Consider the following 19,272-nt stretch of genomic DNA (forward strand, 5'->3'; position numbering starts at 1 on the left):
TCGCCATCTCCAACGCCTTGGCACTTAGAACTGAACGGAACTGACGTATGAGCGACGAAGAAACCCCCGATCTCCCCCTCGAAGGACGGGTCCTCTCCGATCGAATAGAGCAAGTCGACCTGCAGACGGAAATGCAGCGGTCGTACCTGGATTATGCGATGGCAGTGATTGTTGGGCGGGCGCTTCCCGACGTCCGTGACGGGCTGAAGCCCGTCCACCGGCGGGTTCTCTACGCGATGTTCGACGGCGGCTACCGACCGGACCGATCCTTCAACAAGTGTGCGCGCGTGGTGGGCGAGGTCATGGGGCAGTACCACCCGCATGGTGATACGGCCATCTACGATGCGTTGGTCCGGCTCATCCAGGACTGGACCATGCGGTACCCGCTCGCCCTGGGTCAGGGAAACTTTGGTTCGCCGGGTAATGATGGTGCTGCTGCGCCTCGTTACACCGAAACCAAGATGGCGCCGCTCGCCATGGAAATGGTCCGGGATATTGACGAGGAAACCGTCGATTTCCAGGACAACTATGACGGCAAGAACCAGGAACCGACCATCCTTCCGGCACGGTTCCCCAACCTGCTGGTCAACGGATCGTCGGGTATCGCCGTCGGCATGGCAACCAACATCCCACCGCATAACCTTCGCGAAGTCGCCTCAGGCGTCCAGTGGTACCTCGAAAACCCCGAGGCAACCAAGGAAGAACTCCTTGAAGAACTTCTGCTGCGAATAAAAGGACCGGATTTCCCCACCGGAGCGCAAATCCTGGGCCATAAGGGCATCGAAGATGCCTACCGCACGGGCCGTGGGTCGATCACCATGCGGGCTGTCGTCAACGTCGAGGAAATTCAGGGTCGCACCTGTTTGGTTGTCACCGAATTGCCCTACCAGGCAAACCCCGACAATCTGGCGATCAAGATTGCCGACCTGGTCAAGGACGGGAAGGTCAACGGTATCGCCGACCTTCGTGACGAGACATCGGGCCGCACCGGCCAGCGGTTGGTGGTTGTGCTCAAGCGGGACGCCGTCGCGAAGGTGGTCCTGAATAACCTGTACAAACACACCCAGCTGCAGGACAACTTCAGCGCGAACATGCTGGCTATTGTCGACGATGTGCCACGTACGCTGAGCCTGGATGCCTTCATTCGTCACTGGGTGACCCACCAGCTTGAGGTTATTGTCCGGCGCACCCAGTACCGGTTGCGGAAGGCCGAAGAGGCGGCCCATATTCTGCGGGGTCTGCTGAAGGCTCTCGACGCACTTGATGAGGTAATCGCCCTGATCCGACGATCCTCGACGGTCGAAGATGCCCGCAACGGGCTCATGGGCTTGCTCGAGATCGATGAAATCCAGGCTCAGGCAATTCTGGATATGCAACTGCGTCGCCTGGCGGCCCTGGAACGTCAGAAGATCCAGGACCAGCATGCCAAACTCGAAGCCGAGATAACCGAGTACCAGAAGATTCTCGCGTCGAAGCAACTGCAACGGGATATTGTCTCCACTGAGCTCCGCGAAATAGTCGACAAGCATGGCGATGACCGGCGCACTGAGATCCTCATGGGTTTCGACTCGGATATGAGCATGGAAGATCTGATCCCTGAAGAGGAGATGGTCGTCACCATCACCCGCGGTGGCTATGTGAAGCGGACCCGTAGTGACAACTACCGCCAGCAAGCCCGCGGCGGGAAGGGCATCAAGGGAGCACAACTACGCGGCGACGACGTAGTCGAGCACTTCTTCGTCACTACCACCCACCACTGGCTACTTTTCTTCACCAACCTGGGACGGGTGTATCGGGCGAAGGCTTACGAGTTGGTTGAGGCTGGGCGCGACGCGAAGGGTCAGCATGTCGCGAATCTGCTGGCGTTCCAACCCGACGAATCGATTGCACAGGTGCTCGATCTCCGGGATTACCAGCAGTCCCCTTATCTGGTGTTGGCAACCAAGCGCGGACTCGCGAAGAAGACCAGACTTGAGGATTACGACACCAACCGGACGGCCGGAGTGATCGCGATCAACCTGCGCGACGGCGACGAACTGGTCTCCGCGCAGCTGGTCTCCGAGAGCGACGATATGATGCTCGTTTCCAGGAAGGGTCAGTCCCTCCGGTTTACCGCGACGAACGACGCTTTGCGGCCCATGGGTCGGGCAACTTCGGGTGTCACCGGAATGAAGTTCCGCGAAGAAGATGAACTACTGGCCGCCAACGTGGTCACTGACGAATCCTTCGTTTTCATTGTCACCGAGGGTGGGTTCGCGAAGCGCACCAAGGTTGAGGAGTATCGGGTACAGGGTCGTGGCGGCCTGGGGATCAAGGTTGCCAAGCTCGCGGAGGAACGCGGAGACCTTGTGGGTGCCCTGATTGTCCAGGAAGAAGACGAAGTCCTGGTCGTGATGGGTGGTGGCAAGGTGGTGCGCTCAGCGGTGACTGGGGTGCCAGCCAAGGGCCGGGACACGATGGGTGTCATCTTCGCAAAGCCTGACAAGAAGGATCGAATCATAGCCGTCGCCCGCAACAGTGAACGGGGACTCACGGTCGACGACGGGGGTGTTGACGTGACGGGGGAGAGCATCGAATCCGCAGGGGCAACAACCGATGAAGTACCGTTGACCTCAGAAGAGACGGCTGAGCTGGAAGCACAGTCACCAGATAATGGAGGTACCGAGTGAGTTCGCCTAACTCAAACCCACGGGCAGCCGGAGGATCGGTCAAACAGACCGGCACCGGGCCCCGCGTGAATGCTCCCGCACGGCCACCCCAGCGTCCAGCGGGTGCCACTTCAGGATCCAAACCGGCCGGCGCCCGGCCAGGTCTGGTGAAACCAGCGCCCAAGGCCAAGGCCCGCAAGGCGAGACTCCTGGTCAGTAAGGTTGACCCTTGGTCTGTGCTGAAGATGTCATTCCTCCTGTCCGTAGCCCTGGGTATTGTCACGGTTGTCGCGGCCATTGTCATTTGGACGGTTTTGGATCTCACCGGAATTTTCGATGGCGTGAATGATCTGCTTCGCGAAATAGCCGGCACCGAAAGTGGCGGTTTTGACCTTCGCCAGTTCGCCTCCCTGGGCCAAGTGGTCTCTTTCGCAACAATCATCGCGGTGGTGAACGTGGTGCTTTTGACCGCTCTGGCGATGCTTTCGGCGGTCCTTTACAACATTTCATCAACCCTGGTTGGCGGAATTGGTGTTACCCTCACCGACGATTAACCCCGCCGGGGGACGCCTGTTTCCGGACGATTTGATGATTGCCGAGATACTCCTGTAAAGTCGTATTTCGGCCCGAACAGGCTTCGGGGCGTATAGCTCAGGCGGTTAGAGCGCTTCGCTGATAACGAAGAGGTCCCAGGTTCAAGTCCTGGTACGCCCACGGACCTATCACCCGCAGGTAACTGCGATAGGAGAAGCACTGTGAAGAAGTTGTTGGTAATTGCAGCAGCTGTAGCAAGTGCGTTCGCCTATAAAAGGTGGCAGGAATCCGAAAGGGACAGAGCGGTATGGAGTAAGGCAACCGACACGGTTGACTAGGCTATACTGGTGAGGTTGCCGTGAAGGCAACCGATCGGGGGCATGGCGCAATTGGTAGCGCACCTGCTTTGCAAGCAGGGGGTTCGGGGTTCGAGTCCCCGTGCCTCCACCGAGGGAAAGGGTTCCGGCCAGTGGCCGGAACCCTTTCTTTTTAACTGAACTGCACCGGGTGGATTAGTGTTACTGGGTGATTATCTTCCTCTCCATTCTGGGTGTGTTGGGCGTTGCGGCGTCCGGACCTATTATGGCGGCGACGGTGGCCCCGGCACTGGCGATAGCCTTCTGGCGCAACGCGATCGGTGCGCTGGTGATGGGCGGACCCGCGGCACTTTCCAAGCGGCATGAGTTCAAGGCCCTGCGACGATCCGACTTCGTGCGGCTCGCGATCGCCGCCACCGCTTTGGCCCTCCACTTTGCCTGCTTTATTACCGCGTTGAAACTGACCTCCGTAGCGGCTGCCACCGCGCTGGTCTGCCTTCAAGTGGCCTGGATCGCGCTCTTTAACGCGATCCAGGGTTCGAAGCCGGCTACCAAGGTGGTTGTGGGTCTGAGTGTGGCGCTGCTCGGCGTCGTCGTCATCACTGGTTTTGATCTGACCCTCTCCCAGGATGCGATCATCGGTGACCTTTTGGCCCTGGCTGGCGGGGCCCTGGCTGGTATTTATCAGATGGCTGGGGCGAGCGCCCGGAAGACCATGTCCACGGGCACCTACACCACCCTGTGTTACGGAGGGTGCGCACTCATCCTGCTCGTTATGTGCCTGATCTTCAGGCAGCCACTGGTGGGATTTTTACCGGCAGCATGGGTGGGGATCCTCGCCGTCACGCTGGTCGCCCAACTGATGGGTCACACGGTATTCAATCATTTGCTGGCGGTAATGAGCCCGCTGGTGGTTTCGATGATCATCCTGCTTGAAATCCCTGGGGCAGCCTTGCTTGCGGCAATCTTTCTGGGGGAGCAACTGCCGGCCGGTACCTATGGCGGGTTACTGCTGATCCTGGTGGGCCTGGCTATCGTGGTTCGCGGGCAAGTGAATCCGCGGCAGAGAACTACAGTGGAGACCGCGGCCTCTCCACCGCCCGCGCTGGGTGGCACCTAGCCCCTCTGCGGGCCCTCACCAGCGGCCTGGGGAGTTCCACCCCGGTGGAGGCTGGGGCCGCGCACAGAGTGAACAGCACGGATCATTTTCGCTGGATAGTAGATGGACATGAAAATCAGCGGGGGTACCTTGAGGATTCGTTTGTTGATGCGGTGAGCCTTGTACGTGCGATCGAATCGGGTCACGTAGTAGCGGTAATCCTTCGGCGAATCCTCAAGTCGACGCGCCGACATGCCGCTGACCATGGTCGGCAGGTAGCGAATTACCAGATCGTGTTCGGCCAGGTGGAGCGAAAGGTCGATATCCTCGTGCATTTCGTCCGCCTCGTCCCGGCAGGTGGACTCACGAATCTGTTCCCAGGCTGTCCGGCGGATAGCCATGTTGGAGCCGAAGAGGAAGTGGTATTGATTACGGGCCAACTTGAGGATTAGTTGGCGGATCTTGTCATCGGCAAGCAAACCCCAGCGCCGCATCGGCATGTCGTAATAGACCACTGGGCCAGTCGCGGCGGCAACATCGGACTCAGCGAAGCCCGCAAGGACCTTCTCCACCCAGTCGGGCTCCAACACGGAGTCAGCGTCAATTCGCCCGATGATGTTGCCAGACGCGCTATCAAATCCGAAATTGCGGGTTGGTATCAACCCCTGTTCGGCTGAATGCTGAAGAAGCTTGATCGGGCTTTCGGGATACTCCAACTGCATCTGCCGCACAATTCGGCAGGTGCCATCGGTGGAGCGGTTGTCGATCACTAGGATTTCGTCGGCTGGTACCGATTGGTAGATGGCCGCGATCAAACACTGCCTGATGACACTTTCCTCGTTATACGCCGGAATGACGATAGAGACGGCGTTCTGGAGAGGGTGCACGGCCGTCAATCTACCACCGTGGGTCCCGGTTACGGCATGAATGAAAAAAGGAAAGGCGGCTCCGAAGAACCGCCTTTCCTTTCAAGCTAGGCCAAATGACTATTTGGTCGCATCCTTCGCGTCTTCTGCTGCATCAGCGACCTTGCCGGTCGTTGCTGTACCAGCGGACTTCGCTGCATCTGACGTCTCGTCGGCAGCGTTGCCAGCCTTGGCTGCCGCCCGATCGGCGGCCTCCTTGATGTCAGCGACAACCTTCTTCGCCTCCTCAGCGCGCTCAGCCTCACCTGCGGGCTTGGTATCCACCTTGACGGGGGTTTTCCAGGGGTCCTCGACCGGCTTGGAAGCCCGCCAGACGGCAACGCCAGCGGTAATCGCTGCGGCGATGATACCGAAGATCAGCCAGCCCTTGCTGCCGCTCTTCTGCCGCTTCTTAAGATCGCGCGAGGCTTTCATGGCGGCGGCTGCTGCAGCCTTCTGGGCCTTTTTCACCGTCTTCTTGTCTCCGGTGACCTTGGTAACCGCCCGATTCACCGGTTCAGGGATCGTTGCGCCGGACAGGGAACGGGACACGCTGTCAGCGGCGTCTCCCAGTTTGTGGGACAGGGTCGGCAAATAATCGCCAACTACCTTGTCACGAGCACCGGTGATCGCTGGAGCTGCGCGGTCGAGGGTCTTCTGGATGTGCGGGGTGGTGGTATCAACCACCTGTGAAATACGCGGAGCAACCTTATCCAGGCCGTCCTGAATACGTGGGGTGACGGTGGAGATACCGTCGGAAATGCCGTGTGCGGCACGCTGTACTCCGTGCTGGATCATCGGCGACGCAGATCCGTAACCCTTTTCGATCCGTGGTGCAACCCAGTTGTAGGCGGCATCCACGCGTGGAGCTGCCCAGTCCCGTGCGGCTTCGGCACTCGTTACGACGCTCTTCTCGAGGTCGCGGGTCATACGTTTGTTCTTCTTCACATCTGCCTCCCGGGAATAGTGACTGTTGACTGTCAGCCTACGGGGTATCGCAATGACGTGCTATTCGTTCGCGGTGTCCCCGACGATTTTTCACTGTGCGCGGAACAGCTCAATCTCAGTGGTTTACCAGAGGGCGCATGAAAGAATGGAGGTATGACAGCTATTGCAACAGCACAAGCAACTATCCACACCAACCTCGGCGACATCAAGGTGAACCTCTTTGGGAACCACGCGCCGAAAACCGTGCAGAACTTCACGGGCCTCGCCACGGGTGAAAAGGCCTGGACCCACCCGCAGAGCGGCGAGGAATCCACCAAGCCGTTGTACGACGGGACGATTTTTCATCGGGTCATCAAGGATTTCATGATTCAGGGTGGAGACCCACTAGGTCAGGGTATCGGCGGACCGGGTTACCAGTTCGATGATGAGATCAACCCAGATCTGGATTTCACTGCGCCCTACAAGCTGGCCATGGCGAACGCAGGAATCCAGGGTGGCCGCGGTACCAACGGTTCACAGTTCTTCATCACCTCGGTCCCAACCACCTGGCTCCAGGGGAAGCACACCATCTTCGGTGACGTCACCGACGAAGCTTCGCGCACCATCGTCGAGCAGCTGAACGCGATTCCCACCGATGCACGGGACAAGCCACTGGAAGATGTTGTCATCAACTCGATCACGGTAGAACAGCTCTAAAACACCAATGACATACGGAATCCCGGCGGACCAGCCGCAGCAGGAAGTCCCCGTGTGCCCCCGACACACAGACCGTGTCAGCTACGTCCGCTGCCAGCGGTGTGGCAGACCTGCGTGCCCGGAGTGCCACCGACCGGCTGCCGTCGGGATTCAGTGTGTTGACTGTGTGAGGGAAAGTGCGCGGAACGTTCCCACCCAGCGAACCATATTCGGCGGTGTGGCCAGGCAAGGGAAGCCTATTCTCACCTTTTCAATCATCGGCATCTGCGCGGTGCTCTTCCTGCTGCAAATGGTCATCCCCGGGCTGACCGGAGCACTGGCCTATGCCCCCCTCTATACCTCCGAATACCTGTCACCTGAACCTTGGCGAATGCTGACGGCCGCGTTCCTGCACTCCACCGGGTTCCTGCTCCACATCGCTTTCAACATGTACGCGCTCTGGATCATGGGGCAAGCACTGGAACCGTTGCTGGGGCGTACCCGTTTCCTCGCTCTCTACCTGTTGTCCGCGTTTGGCGGATCCGTGGCAGTACTCCTGCTCTCCAACCCCCTGCAATCCGTGGTGGGAGCATCAGGCGCCGTCTTCGGCTTGTTTGGCGCGATGTTGATAGTCCAGCGCCGCAGAGGTGGCGACGTGCGTCAACTCGTGGTCCTGATCGCCATCAACGGCGTATTGGGCTTCGTGGTTCCTGGGATCTCCTGGCAGGCGCATCTTGGTGGGCTACTCACCGGAACCGCAGCCGCCGCAATCATCGCCTACGCCCCCAAGGGGAAGAACCGGTCCCTGATCCACTGGGGAGGTCTGGCGGGTCTGGCTGTGCTGCTCGTAGCCTTGACGATTCTCGGCTCGGCACTCGTACAACTACCGCTGGGTTAGAAGTTGTCCACAAGGTTTATCAACAGCGGGGATAACTTACACACATGTAATTCCACAGCTGTGGATAAGCATGGGGCCGAAAACGTCCACCTTCAGACCTCATCCCAGCAAAGTTACCCACAGCTGTGGATAACTTAGTGCACAACGTGTGTACGAGTCCGCCTTAACGGCAAACGCGTCCGCAGTAACTAAGGGACAGGGACCGAAATTGGCTCTGTCCCACTACCAGTGCGGACGCGTCAGGGAAGTGGTTGTGGGGAAGCGTGGGTCAGTGCCACTTCGTCGTCATCAGAAACCCGATGATCGCCAGGCCGAATCCGATCATGATATTCCACGAGTCGATTGAGGGAATAGGGAAGCGTGCCTCAGATACGTAGTAGACGATGATCCACAGCAACCCCAGAATCATCAACCCGAACATGACGGGTTTGTACCAGACCGGATTGGGCTTCCGCTCGGCGGAGGCAGCGGTGCTGGACTGACTCGGTTTCCTGTTCTTGCGGGACTTCGACTCGGGCACTGGTCCTCCTAGAGAGGCGAAGCCACAGTGGCAACGCCTTAGTGTTTACCCTCACAAGGGCTCGGCAGTCGGCGATGACGCAAGCTATCCTGAAAAAAGGATCAATGTCATCAGCACGGTTCCGCACAATTCTAACCACTGAACCGGTGCTGGGGCGCAGTACCCCACCCAGGTGGGGTACTGGCAGCCTGCGCGCAGTGCGGGACATACCAGTGGAGCACGTTGCTGGTGATCAAGGTACAACAGGCCGCAAGAGTTCAACGACGGGCATTTCACGAGCGCTATGAGCAAAACCACCCGCATTCTGGTCATCGACAACTACGACAGCTTTGTTTATACCCTGGTCGGCTACCTGCAGGAGTTGGGCGCCGAAACCACTGTGGTGAGGAACGACGACGTCACCCTGGCTGAGGCGATAGCTCTCGCGGAGGTGCGTGACGGTGTGCTGATTTCGCCGGGCCCAGGGACACCCGCCGATGCCGGGATATGCGTCGAGATGATCAAGTGGTGCGGTACCAGTTCAACACCGATGCTCGGGGTCTGTCTGGGGCATCAGGCGTTGGCGGAGGCCTTCGGTGGCACCGTCACCCATGCGCCAGAGCTGATGCACGGCAAGACATCCCTGGTGGAACACGAGGCAGGGAGCATCTTTACGGGGCTGCCGTCGCCGTTTACCGCGACCCGCTACCACTCGCTTGCCGCGGTCAGTGATGTGGTTCCACCAGATCTGGTGGTCACAGCGCGCACGGCAAGCGGCATCATCATGGGGTTGGAGCACCGAACTGCTCCGCTGTGTGGGGTGCAGTTTCACCCAGAGTCCGTGTTGACCGAGGGCGGCTATCGCATGCTCGGCAACTGGCTTGAGTCACTGGGTCTGGTCGGGGCCGCTGAGAAGTCGTCAACCCTGAGCCCGCTGATTTCCAAATAGGTCCAGCGACCCGGAAAGCTAGGCTTTGCAGTCCAGAGCCAAGGTTGACAGTCCTGAGCTAGGGCTCTGCAGTCTCTTCCGGCGGCGTCGGGGCAGGAGTCGGCTCAGGGTCTACTGACGGGTCGTCTTCGGGTTCGGGAGCAACGGCTACGGTAATCACTATTTGCGTGCCCGGCGCGACCACCGAACCGGGTTCTGCACTCTGCTTGGTGACAGTGTCGGGGTCCACAACGGCGTTTTCTACTTCTTCAATGCGGTACGTCAAACCCCTCGCCGGGTCCTCCAACTGCGCTATCGCCTCTTCCGTAGTCAATTCGATCAAACGCGGCACTTCGACCAACCCGGTAGATAACACCAGGTCGATATCGGATCCGATCGGTACTGACTCTCCTGCCCCGGGGCTGGTGGAGATCACACGGTCGGCCGGAACCGTTGCGCTGTTCTCCTGGGTCACCGCGCCGCCGCTGAGGCCGGCTGAGGATAACGCATCCCTGGCTGACGACTCGGTCATGCCAATGATGTTCTCGGGAATGATCGCCTCGGAGGGGCCCTCGGAAATGGTGACATTAACTGTTGAGCCGGGTTCCACCTCTTGCCCCGCCCCCGGGTCCGAATCGATTACCAACCCGGGATCGACGGAGTCGCTGAAATCCTCGTCAAACTGTGGGCGCAGGTCAGCAGCGAAGATGGCATTGGCTGCCTCATCCTGAGTCATGCCCTCGACGGTCGGTACCGCCTGCAGCACCGGACCCTCTGGCTCGGAGTTAAGGAGGTTCAACAACACAAACGTCCCACCGGCGAGAACCAGTGCCACGATGATAAAAAATGTTGTGGTCCACGCCCGCCGGGCCGCACGACGGCGGTCTTCGTCGGCATCGCGGTCGGCGTTAAACGTCCGAGAAATCGACAGTGGAGGCTGATCTTCCGTGAGGGGACCCGAACTCATCGACCCGCCGGCCAGCACCTTCGCCATGGCGCGGGTCTGCGGGCCCTCAGCCCCGGCGGCCGAAACGGCAGCCGCGGGTAGGGTCGAAAGTGCCTCGGTGGCGCGTTCCTGGGGCTGGGTAGTAGGAACAACACCCTTGCGGGCCTGCTGCAATGCAACCCGGAAGGCCACAGCGTCCTGGTAACGGTCCTGACGGTCTTTTTCAAGGGCCCGGTGCAATACCGCATCGAGTGCCGGTGAGACTTCTGGGTTGAACTGACTGGCCGGTTTGGGTACTTCCCGTACGTGCTGGTACGCCACTGAAACCGGGCTGTCGCCGACGAACGGCGGACGAGCGGTGAACAGTTCGTACATCAGGCATCCAGCCGAGTACAGGTCACTGCGCGCGTCAACGGTCTCGCCCCTGGCCTGTTCAGGCGAGAGATACTGGGCGGTGCCGATGACGGCCTGGGTTTGGGTCATGGTGGCAGCGGAGTCGGCGATGGCCCGGGCAATACCGAAGTCCATCACCTTGACGTTTCCCTCCGGCGTGATCATCACGTTCGCGGGTTTGATATCGCGATGCACAATACCCGCCTTGTGGCTGTACTCCAGTGCCGACAGCACGCCCACCATGTGCTCGGCTGACTGGTCGAGGGTCAGCTCCCCCGCCCGAATGAGATCGCGAAGTGTCCGTCCCGCAACGTACTCCATCACGATGAACGGGACCTTCACGTCGTCTACTGAACGCCCGGCGATTTCTTCTTCGCCGGTGTCATAGACGGACACGATGGTGGGGTGGTTCAATGCGGCGACTGCCTGTGCTTCCCGTCGGAAACGGGACTGGAACAGAGGGTCCCGGGCCAGGTCCTGACGCAACAGTTTGATTGCCACGGACCGGCCCAGCCGGATGTCACGACCGAGGTGCACATCGGCCATCCCTCCACGGCCAATGAGCTCACCTACTTCGTAACGCCCGTTCAGGACCCTGTCAGTGGTCACTTGTCCGCCTTCCGCCTGCATCTGAATAGTGAGGGAAGCGCGTTAGGGCGCTTCGGTGGTGGGTGGGGGGCTGGTGGTTTCTTCGGGTGGCGGGGTGGTCTGCGGAGGTCCGGAAGACACCACGTAGTTGACGGCGCTGCCGGGTTCAACTTCCGAACCTTCGCTGGGGTCCACACTCAGCACAGTTCCGGCAGGCTCCTCGGATTCCTCTTGTCCAGCATTGGCTGGTTGCAGGCCCGCATTGAGCAGGGCTTGCTGGACTTCCTGTTCAGTGGAGCCCACCAGACCTGATGGCACCTCAACCGGCGCCGGTCCAGAGGAGGAGGTGACCGTCACTGCTGCACCACGCGCAAGGGTTCCCACCGGGCTGACACTGAGGACGAGGCCTTCTGCTATGTCGGATTCTTCCTGCTCGGTCGAGACCGCCAGGCCGAGGGCACCGAGTTCGGCAACCACTTCATCGACCGGGCGGCCTTCGAACTGAGCGGCACTAATGACAATTTCAGGCTCTGCGGTCTCAACGGGTTCGGTTGTGGGCGGTTCGGAGGGGGTTTCCGATTCCGTCTCGGACGGTGTCGCGCTAGGCGAGGTTGTGGTCGTAGTGGTGGCCGGGGGGGTACTGGGGTCGTCGTCAGCCCCGGTCAGAACGGGCCAGAGGAAAAACAACCCGACGCCAAGTCCTACCAACAAAAACAGGAGAATCAACGGAATCAGCCAGGGGCTCCTGCCGCGAGACTCTGGTACCGGCTCGCCCCGGTCGATCTCCTCTTCGTGCCATTCGCGGGACGCTGCAACGTCGTCGTTCCCCGCAGCAGCGGCGCCGACCATCGGCATCGACGACGTCGACGTCGGCACTACCGTCGTAGCCGAAGTTTCCGGAGCCGGGACTGGTGCGGTGATCGGTCCGGTGCTGTTGCCGAATAGGAGCATGCCTGGGACCGCGGCTTCAGCAGCACGGATGTCATTCCTGCGGATGGCGGCTACCGCCTGTGCCAGCAACTCGGCATCGGCGGGGCGATCGGCCGGGTCCTTGGCGAGCATCGAGGCTATGAGCGCGCGGACCGGGGTAGGGATGGTTTCGGGGAGTGGCGGTGGGGCGTCATTGACCTGGGCCAGTGCAATAGCGATCTGGGATTCCCCGGAGAACGGACGGCGGCCAGCGAGTAGCTCGTAACCAATCACGCCCAGGGCATAGATGTCGCTGGAGCCGGTGGCAGCCTGGCCTGTGGCCTGTTCAGGGGCAAGGTATTGGGCGGTGCCCATGACCTGTCCGGTGGCGGTCAGTGGAACCTGATCAGCGAGACGGGCGATACCGAAGTCGGTGATTTTGACCCGACCGTCAGGGAGGATCAGCAGGTTGCCGGGCTTTACGTCGCGGTGAACCAAACCCTGACGGTGTGCCACCGACAGCGCCGTGGCAGTCTGGCCAACGATGGACAGCGCCCGGTCCGGTGAGAGGACCTGTTCGCGTTCGATGATGGTGGACAAGGGCTGACCGGGGACCAACTCCATGACCAGATAGGCCGAGCCGCCTTCCTCGCCGTAGTCGAAGACATTGGCAATGCCATCGTGGTTCAGTAGCGCAGTGTGTCGAGCCTCAGCGCGGAAACGGTCCAGGAAATTAGGGTCACCCGTGTATTCCTCTTTGAGGATCTTGATGGCAACTTCCCGGCCCAGGACCTGGTCCATTGCCTTCCAGACCTCGCCCATTCCGCCAATGGCAATCCGGTCGGTGAGCTTAAACCGTCCGCCTAAGGTGATACCTGATGTAGGTCTCACTTATTCAACACCGCCTCTATCAATTGCCTAGCGCTTGGACTTGTTAGTTGTGCACCCGTCGCTATGTCGACGTTCTGCATCACGATCGATACCACCACCTGCGGGTCGTCCGCTGGTGCGAAACCAGTGAACCAGGCGTTGTCGCCCTGGCCTGAAACCTCGGCCGTGCCGGTTTTGCCCGCCACTTCCACCCCTGGAATAGCCGCTGCTCGCGCCGTGCCGTTGTTGACGACGTTCACCATCCAGTCGGTGAGCTGGTTCGCGGAGTCAGCGCTCATTGATTCCCTCAGTACTTCGGGTTCGGATGCGCTGATCCGCTCAAGATCGGGGGCGCGCAGGGCCTTCACCAGATTGGGCTTCATGAGGACCCCGTCATTGGCAATGGCGGCGTTCACCATGGCCATTTGCAGCGGAGTGACCCTCACATCGAACTGGCCGATTGCTGACTGGGCGAGTGCTGGCTGGCTGAGCTCTGCAGGGAACTGGCTTGCGGCAACCTCAACCGGGACGAAGAACTTCTCCCCGAAGCCGAAGTCCTGCGCCTGCTCCAGGACTGTTCCTTCGCCCAATTCCCAGGCAATCTGCGCGAACGGCGTATTACAGGATTGCTCAAGCGCGAATTCCAGGTCAGCAGTTGCCCGGGCAGCGCAGCCTCCGTTGATGAAGTTGGGAAGGCCAGCGTCCGTGCCGGGCAGGTCGAGGACCGCCGGGTTGGGTATCTCTGAATCTGCGTCAAAGTCGCCTGACTCAAGTGCCGCGGCTGCTACCACAAGCTTGAAGACCGAACCTGGCGCAACCAGTGACTGCGTGGCTGGGTTGAAATACGGCGACAGTCCGGGAACCGACGAGAGTTCCTCGAGGTTTTCCATCACCACACCCGTGTCATGGCCTGCAAGCAGGTTCGGGTCGTAGGACGGCTTGGAGACCATGGCAAGGACGTTGCCGGTGCCGGGTTCCATGACAACGATCGACCCTTGCTGACCGTCGGGAATCAAATCCCAGGCGAGCTGCTGGATCTCTGGATCGATAGTCAACTCGACCGACGCGCCCTTAACCTGGGCACCGGAGAACAACTGAACAATACGGTCATAGAACAAGTCGTCACTTGCGCCGGAAAGCTCATCGGCCATCACGCTTTCCAACTGGGTGGCACCGTTGGCCAGAGAGTAGAACCCGGTCAGGTGGGCGTAAAGGTTCGGTTCGTTGTAGACCCGCTGATAGTTGAACTCGTCATCGGAGGGGACCGACTCCGCTATCGCCCGCCCGTCCACAAGGATAGATCCACGATTCTTTCCAAAATCCTGGAGGAGTGACCGGTTGTTCCAGTCGTTGTCCGCCAAGGCCTCAGCCTCGAAGAACTGGACGAACGTCAGAGCCCCCAGAACCAAGGTGAACATGGCGAGGGCTACCAGCCATGAGCTTCGTATTGCCTGATTCACGCGCTGACCTCCTTCGATCCGCTAGTCAAGTTCCCGGCGCGGAAGTCCTGTCGGTCAGGAAAGGAATCCTTCATGGGCCCTGTGACAGCTGGGCGGCGCGCGGACTCAGAAATGAGTAGAAGGATCGCGACGATAATCCAGTTTGCAAGCAGCGATGATCCACCAGCCGACATGAACGGTGTCGTCAGACCGGTAAGTGGGATAAGGCGGGTGACTCCACCCATGACAACGAAGCACTGAAGAGCGATCGTGAAGGACAAACCACAGGCCAGGAGCTTGCCGAATCCGTCCCGGGTGCCCAGAGCCGTGCGGATGCCTCGAGATACCAGCAGCACGAAGAGCATGATGATGCCGAAAAGGCCGATCAGTCCGAGCTCCTCGCCAAGTGCGGCGATGATCATGTCGCTGTTGGCATAGATCACCAGATCGGGACGGCCCTCACCGAGACCTGTCCCAAAGAGTCCACCGTTGGCGAGCCCAAACAGACCTTGGACAACCTGGAAGCTACTCCCCGCCTGGCGGTTGAATACGTCTGGATCAAACGCATTGATCCAGCTATCAATGCGCAGCGAGACGTGGCTGAACAACTGGATTGCAGCGAACCCGCCGGCTGCAATCATCAGCAGGCCGATCAGGACCCAGCTGATTCGACTGGTGGCAACGTAAATCATGACCATGAACAGGCCGAAGAACAGGACGGAGGAGCCGAGATCACGCTGGAAGATCAGGACCCCGATGCTGACCAGCCAGGCCACCACCATGGGGGCGAGGTCTTTGAAGCGGGGAAGCTGCAGCGGCCCCACCTTTTTCCCTGCCAGAAGAATCAGGTCACGGTTGGTGGAAAGATACCCAGCGAAGAAGATGGCGAGCGTAATCTTGGCGATCTCTCCGGGTTGGAAGGTTCCAAACCCAACGTTGATCCAGATCCGCGCACCATTGATTTCAAGTCCGAGCGGTGACAGGGGCAGCAGCAGAAGGACCGCACTCGCGATCAACGAAATGTAGGTGAAGCGCCGAAGCATCCGGTGGTCTTTGAACACCAATAACACGGCGATAGATGCGGCCATGGCGACTGAAGTCCATAAAAACTGGCTCTCAGCGACGGTGGTGTCATTGGCAAGGTCAATCCGGTAGATCATGGCCAGACCGATGCCGTTCAAGGCAATCACGATCGGAAGTATTACCGGATCGGCATATTTAGCCCTGAATCGCAGAACAATGTGAAAGGCGAGGGCCAGTGCCGCGAGGATGCCGCTCTGGGTCCAGAAGGCGGAGTCCAGCGGGTTTTCTTTATCGAGGCCGACAATAAGGTTGGCGCTGATTGCCACCCCGAGGGCGATCACGAGTAGCAGCGCTTCCACGTTACGGCGTGACTTTGAAACGGTAAGGACGTCGCTCATGATGACTCGTCTCGGCAACCCTGGGCATCACCGGGGGCGGCTTGGGCGCTGCTCTCGGGACTGGGGCTGCTGGTTGGTTCTGCTGCGGGGTCGGCGGAACCCGAGGGTGAGGCGGACGGCGATGGGGACGGCGACGGGGTCTCATTCCCTGGCGGGCAGGCAACGGCACGCAGGTCGCCGCGCAGATCCTCGACAATACGCTGGGCATGTTCAAGGTCGGTGGCAGGTAGCGAACTTTCTACCCGGGCGCGCTGGTATTCGGGAAGGTTGGATACCGGAATGTCAGTGGTTTGATCGAGGTGACTTAGTGTCACCGGCCCGATCGTCTGGGAGACACCGTTGAAGATTGCCACGTTGTCCTCGTACTCGGCGACGTAGTAGCGAGTCTGGGTCCAGGCGTATCCGAACCACAGCACCGCAACGAGAATGAGTGCCATCAGCCCCAGAAACGCGGGGATCAACCATCGTTTCCGGGCACTGGCAGGTTCCTCGGCGTCGGCGTCGTTGTCGTACAACTCGGCATCGAGTGCAGCTTTATGGGTAAGCATCATCGCGGCCCGGCGTTCGGTGGTCCGTTGCGTAACGATCGGGATTTGACCGGTCTCGGTTGCTAGCGCCGCAGAGCCGACCAGCATATGCGGTCGGGAAGAAAGGTCCTGTCGGATAACGTCGGCGCGGATAGCGCTCCCCGGCAGCTGATCGCCGGTTGGCTTGTCGTCGCCTTTTTCGCCGGCCGCCTCTTTGGCAGGCGGCAGGGTTGTCAGGGCGGCCGTCCGTAGGTCCTCGGGGGTCGCCTCGGCTATTTCGACGACCGCAATGGTCACGTTGTCCGGGGACCCACCGGCCAGTGTCAGATCGACGAGGGTGTCGACGGTAGCCCGTAGGTCTGGGGTTTCACGCACGATGCGCTCGATAAGCTCATCGCCGAGGACGGCGTTCAGTCCATCGGAGCAGAGGAGCCAGCGTTCTCCAGCGGCGACTTCGAAGGAATCAAGATCGAGTTCAGGGCTGGCGTCGACGTCGCCGAGGACCCGCATCAGCACGTTTTTGTGCGGGTGGACATCGGCTTCTTCTGGCTTCAACCGGCCTTCATCAATGAGCCGTTGCACGAACGTGTGATCGACGCTGATCTGCTCAAAGACGTCGTTCTTGAGCCGGTAGGCCCGGGAGTCGCCAATGTGCGCGAATTCGAGTCTATTTCCATTCAATAGGAGGGCAGTAACGGTGGTGCCCATCCCTGCCAGCTGTGGGTTGGCGTTCACCAGTTCGGACAGCAGGGTGTTTGCGGTCTGAATCTCATCGGCTAGCTGGTTGGCGGCATCACCGTCGTCGTAATCTTTCCGGTCCAGATGAACCAGATCCAGCACTGTTGAGGCGGAAGCAACGTTCCCACCAGCGTGGCCGCCCATACCGTCGGCGACAACGGCCAGATAGCGACCCACGTAGGCAGAATCATCATTCTTGACGCGGACCATCCCTACGTCTGAACGGGCCGCGAAACGCATGATGTAGGCCAACGCTATGACCTCAATTCGATGACCGTCTTACCGATCCGGACGGGAACACCCAGATCAACCGGCAACGCGCGGGTCAGCTGACTGCCTGCAAGGAACGTGCCGTTGGTGGACCCGAGGTCCTCAATGAACCAGCGGCTTCCCTGGGGAAAGAGACGCGCGTGTCGGCCAGAGGCGTAATCGTCCTCAAGCACGAGGGTTGCTTCCTGGGCCCGGCCCAGCAGGATGGGGCTGGACGCGAGATCCAGTGTGGTGCCCTTCAGAGGCCCTTCGGTGACCACGAGGGTGCGTGCGGTAACGCGCGCTGGTGCCTCCTCGACGAGTTCGGGGTGCTTTCGCGCTTGACGGGCAGAAGGGGTCCCCAGCCGGTTTTTACTACCGACCACCAGGTCTCGGCGCAGGGCGCTCACCACACTAATTACTAGGATCCAGATCAGGATCAGGAAGCCATACCGCAGCACGGTGAGAGTCAGTTCGCTCAGGTCACTCATTCCTAGCGGCCGCCGTTCGGTAGCGAGATGAGTCGAAAGGTCATGCGGGTGCGGCCCATGGTGATGATCGACCCGTCAGTGAGGTCGATCTGGCCCTGGACGCGTTGACCGTTCACGTAGCTGCCGTTGGTGGATCCGAGGTCCACTGCCTGGGTGGTGCCACCCTGTGTGCGAATTTCGAGGTGTTTCCGTGACACTCCGGTGTCATCGACGAGGATGTCAGCCTCGGATGAGCGACCGAGAATGATTGACCCTGCATTGAGTGAATAGCGCTGACCGTCCAGGTCCAGCACAGGTTGCACCCGGGTTGGTTGGCGGCTGGGCGCGTTGGGGGTTGCGGACCGTTTGGGACCAGCTTGTTTCTCAGTTGAGGAATCAATCTCGAAGACCCCAGCCTTGAGCTCTTCATCCCTGGTGAATGAGACTTTGACGGGACCTCGAAGTGTGTAGCTCTGGCTATTGACGTGTTTGATCACCACGTCGCATAGCTCTTCAGCAAGCGTCGATCCCCATTCCTGGGCCAAGACGAAGTCTGAGTCTGACAGCCGCGCTGTGAAGACATTCGGGGCCAGGGTCCTGCCCTCGGCGAGGGTGATGGACTTGTTGTCCAATTCGCGACGCAGGGCGCTAGCAATTTCGACGGGCTGAACCTGGGACCGGGATCCGGTTGAGAAGGCGCCGCGGACAATCTTCTCCAATCCGCGTTCCACGTTGTCCAAAATACCCACTTGTTGCCTCCTCACCCTTCGATTGAATAGTTTGTCGGTACAGCGATCCACGGCCTTTGTCGGGTGCGAAGGCATGGTCAACGTACGACGCGATCAGTTCGATACTACTGGGGACCTCTCTAAAAGGCCTTAATCACGTGCCCGGATAGACCACTAAGTGATAACGATTCCTCGGGCCGTAGTGGCGTAGTTGCTTGATGTATCGGCTCTGGGCAGAGGGATCAGGCGGGGCGTTTAGGTGATTTCAGTGATGCTCCGTTATGCTTATTTCTGCTGTTCTCGAAGGTCTTCGACTGGTTTGTTGAAGTGTTTTGGAGTGGTTGCGCGCGAGTGGCGGAACGGCAGACGCGCTGGCTTCAGGTGCCAGTATCCGAAAGGGTGTGGGGGTTCAAATCCCCCCTCGCGCACGGTTGTTATGAGTCGCGACATGGACTACATGTGAGTCGCGACATCGACGACACCCCCAGCTTCGGCTGGGGGTGTTTTCTTTTGTCTGGATTGATAGTTGCGGGTTGGGTCGAT

17 protein-coding genes and 3 tRNA genes are annotated in these 19,272 nt (G+C 59.9%); 10 read left to right on the plus strand and 10 right to left on the minus strand.

Annotation, left to right across the window (positions count from 1 at the left end):
• Positions 1–47: 47 nt before the first annotated feature.
• From gyrA to ACX80Z_RS09005, 6 genes are all read left to right on the plus strand, one after another.
• Entirely contained in the window at positions 48–2,669 is a 2,622-nt protein-coding gene (gene gyrA, locus ACX80Z_RS08980) for a DNA gyrase subunit A (RefSeq protein WP_019482044.1), read from the plus strand.
• Positions 2,666–3,202, plus strand: a complete 537-nt coding sequence (locus ACX80Z_RS08985) for a DUF3566 domain-containing protein (RefSeq protein ID WP_019482043.1) — start codon at positions 2,666–2,668, stop codon at positions 3,200–3,202. The genes gyrA and ACX80Z_RS08985 overlap by 4 nt, the downstream gene beginning before the upstream one ends.
• Before the next feature lie 86 nt (positions 3,203–3,288).
• A tRNA-Ile gene (locus tag ACX80Z_RS08990) sits at positions 3,289–3,362 on the plus strand.
• A gap of 41 nt (positions 3,363–3,403) precedes the next feature.
• Entirely contained in the window at positions 3,404–3,520 is a 117-nt protein-coding gene (locus ACX80Z_RS08995) for a DLW-39 family protein (protein ID WP_237715235.1), read from the plus strand.
• A gap of 36 nt (positions 3,521–3,556) precedes the next feature.
• Positions 3,557–3,629 (plus strand) — tRNA-Ala (locus ACX80Z_RS09000).
• A gap of 78 nt (positions 3,630–3,707) precedes the next feature.
• A complete protein-coding gene (locus tag ACX80Z_RS09005) occupies positions 3,708–4,619 on the plus strand; it encodes a DMT family transporter (RefSeq protein WP_459315604.1) in 912 nt (303 codons plus the stop codon).
• Here the strand turns inward: ACX80Z_RS09005 and ACX80Z_RS09010 are convergent.
• Entirely contained in the window at positions 4,616–5,485 is an 870-nt protein-coding gene (locus tag ACX80Z_RS09010) for a glycosyltransferase family 2 protein (protein WP_459315605.1), read from the minus strand. The two genes, ACX80Z_RS09005 and ACX80Z_RS09010, sit on opposite strands and share 4 nt — an antisense overlap.
• A gap of 99 nt (positions 5,486–5,584) precedes the next feature.
• Positions 5,585–6,433, minus strand: coding sequence for a hypothetical protein (locus ACX80Z_RS09015; protein ID WP_019482040.1), 849 nt, complete (start codon positions 6,431–6,433; stop codon positions 5,585–5,587).
• A gap of 171 nt (positions 6,434–6,604) precedes the next feature.
• On the opposite strand from ACX80Z_RS09015, the gene ACX80Z_RS09020 reads away from it, so the two are divergent.
• The gene (locus tag ACX80Z_RS09020; protein ID WP_019482039.1) at positions 6,605–7,147 is read left to right on the plus strand and encodes a peptidylprolyl isomerase; all 543 of its coding nucleotides are present in this window, start codon (positions 6,605–6,607) and stop codon (positions 7,145–7,147) included.
• Between the two features lie 217 nt (positions 7,148–7,364).
• Positions 7,365–8,024 carry a rhomboid family intramembrane serine protease gene (locus ACX80Z_RS09025; protein WP_019482038.1) on the plus strand — a complete coding sequence of 220 codons (660 nt, stop codon included), beginning with the start codon at positions 7,365–7,367 and terminating at the stop codon, positions 8,022–8,024.
• 268 nt (positions 8,025–8,292) lie between these two features.
• Here ACX80Z_RS09025 and ACX80Z_RS09030 read toward each other — a convergent pair whose 3' ends face one another.
• A complete protein-coding gene (locus tag ACX80Z_RS09030; protein ID WP_019482037.1) occupies positions 8,293–8,544 on the minus strand; it encodes a cell division protein CrgA in 252 nt (83 codons plus the stop codon).
• A gap of 283 nt (positions 8,545–8,827) precedes the next feature.
• Between ACX80Z_RS09030 and ACX80Z_RS09035 the strand changes: the two genes are divergently transcribed.
• Positions 8,828–9,472, plus strand: a complete 645-nt coding sequence (locus ACX80Z_RS09035; protein ID WP_019482036.1) for an aminodeoxychorismate/anthranilate synthase component II — start codon at positions 8,828–8,830, stop codon at positions 9,470–9,472.
• 58 nt (positions 9,473–9,530) lie between these two features.
• Here the strand turns inward: ACX80Z_RS09035 and pknB are convergent, their stop codons facing one another.
• Genes pknB through ACX80Z_RS09070 form a run of 7 tightly spaced genes read right to left on the minus strand, consistent with a single transcriptional unit; the run spans position 9,531 to position 18,750 of the window.
• Entirely contained in the window at positions 9,531–11,399 is a 1,869-nt protein-coding gene (gene pknB / locus ACX80Z_RS09040) for a Stk1 family PASTA domain-containing Ser/Thr kinase (protein ID WP_459315606.1), read from the minus strand.
• A 42-nt stretch (positions 11,400–11,441) separates the two neighbouring features.
• Positions 11,442–13,178 (minus strand): protein kinase domain-containing protein, encoded by a 1,737-nt coding sequence (locus ACX80Z_RS09045; protein ID WP_459315607.1) that lies wholly within the window; start codon positions 13,176–13,178, stop codon positions 11,442–11,444.
• Positions 13,175–14,617, minus strand: coding sequence for a peptidoglycan D,D-transpeptidase FtsI family protein (locus ACX80Z_RS09050; RefSeq protein ID WP_459315608.1), 1,443 nt, complete (start codon positions 14,615–14,617; stop codon positions 13,175–13,177). Before ACX80Z_RS09050 ends, ACX80Z_RS09045 begins: the two co-directional genes overlap by 4 nt.
• Positions 14,614–16,017: an FtsW/RodA/SpoVE family cell cycle protein gene (locus tag ACX80Z_RS09055; RefSeq protein WP_116778040.1), complete on the minus strand. Its 1,404-nt coding sequence runs from the start codon at positions 16,015–16,017 to the stop codon at positions 14,614–14,616. Before ACX80Z_RS09055 ends, ACX80Z_RS09050 begins: the two co-directional genes overlap by 4 nt.
• Positions 16,014–17,492, minus strand: coding sequence for a PP2C family protein-serine/threonine phosphatase (locus ACX80Z_RS09060; protein WP_116778060.1), 1,479 nt, complete (start codon positions 17,490–17,492; stop codon positions 16,014–16,016). The genes ACX80Z_RS09055 and ACX80Z_RS09060 overlap by 4 nt, the downstream gene beginning before the upstream one ends.
• A gap of 44 nt (positions 17,493–17,536) precedes the next feature.
• Positions 17,537–18,022: an FHA domain-containing protein FhaB/FipA gene (locus ACX80Z_RS09065; protein ID WP_019482029.1), complete on the minus strand. Its 486-nt coding sequence runs from the start codon at positions 18,020–18,022 to the stop codon at positions 17,537–17,539.
• Between the two features lie 2 nt (positions 18,023–18,024).
• Positions 18,025–18,750: an FhaA domain-containing protein gene (locus ACX80Z_RS09070; protein WP_019482028.1), complete on the minus strand. Its 726-nt coding sequence runs from the start codon at positions 18,748–18,750 to the stop codon at positions 18,025–18,027.
• Positions 18,751–19,074: 324 nt separating this feature from the next.
• Between ACX80Z_RS09070 and ACX80Z_RS09075 the strand changes: the two genes are divergently transcribed.
• A tRNA-Leu gene (locus ACX80Z_RS09075) sits at positions 19,075–19,157 on the plus strand.
• Positions 19,158–19,272: the final 115 nt, after the last annotated feature.

It is taken from the genome of Arthrobacter sp. TMT4-20 (genome assembly GCF_054510775.1).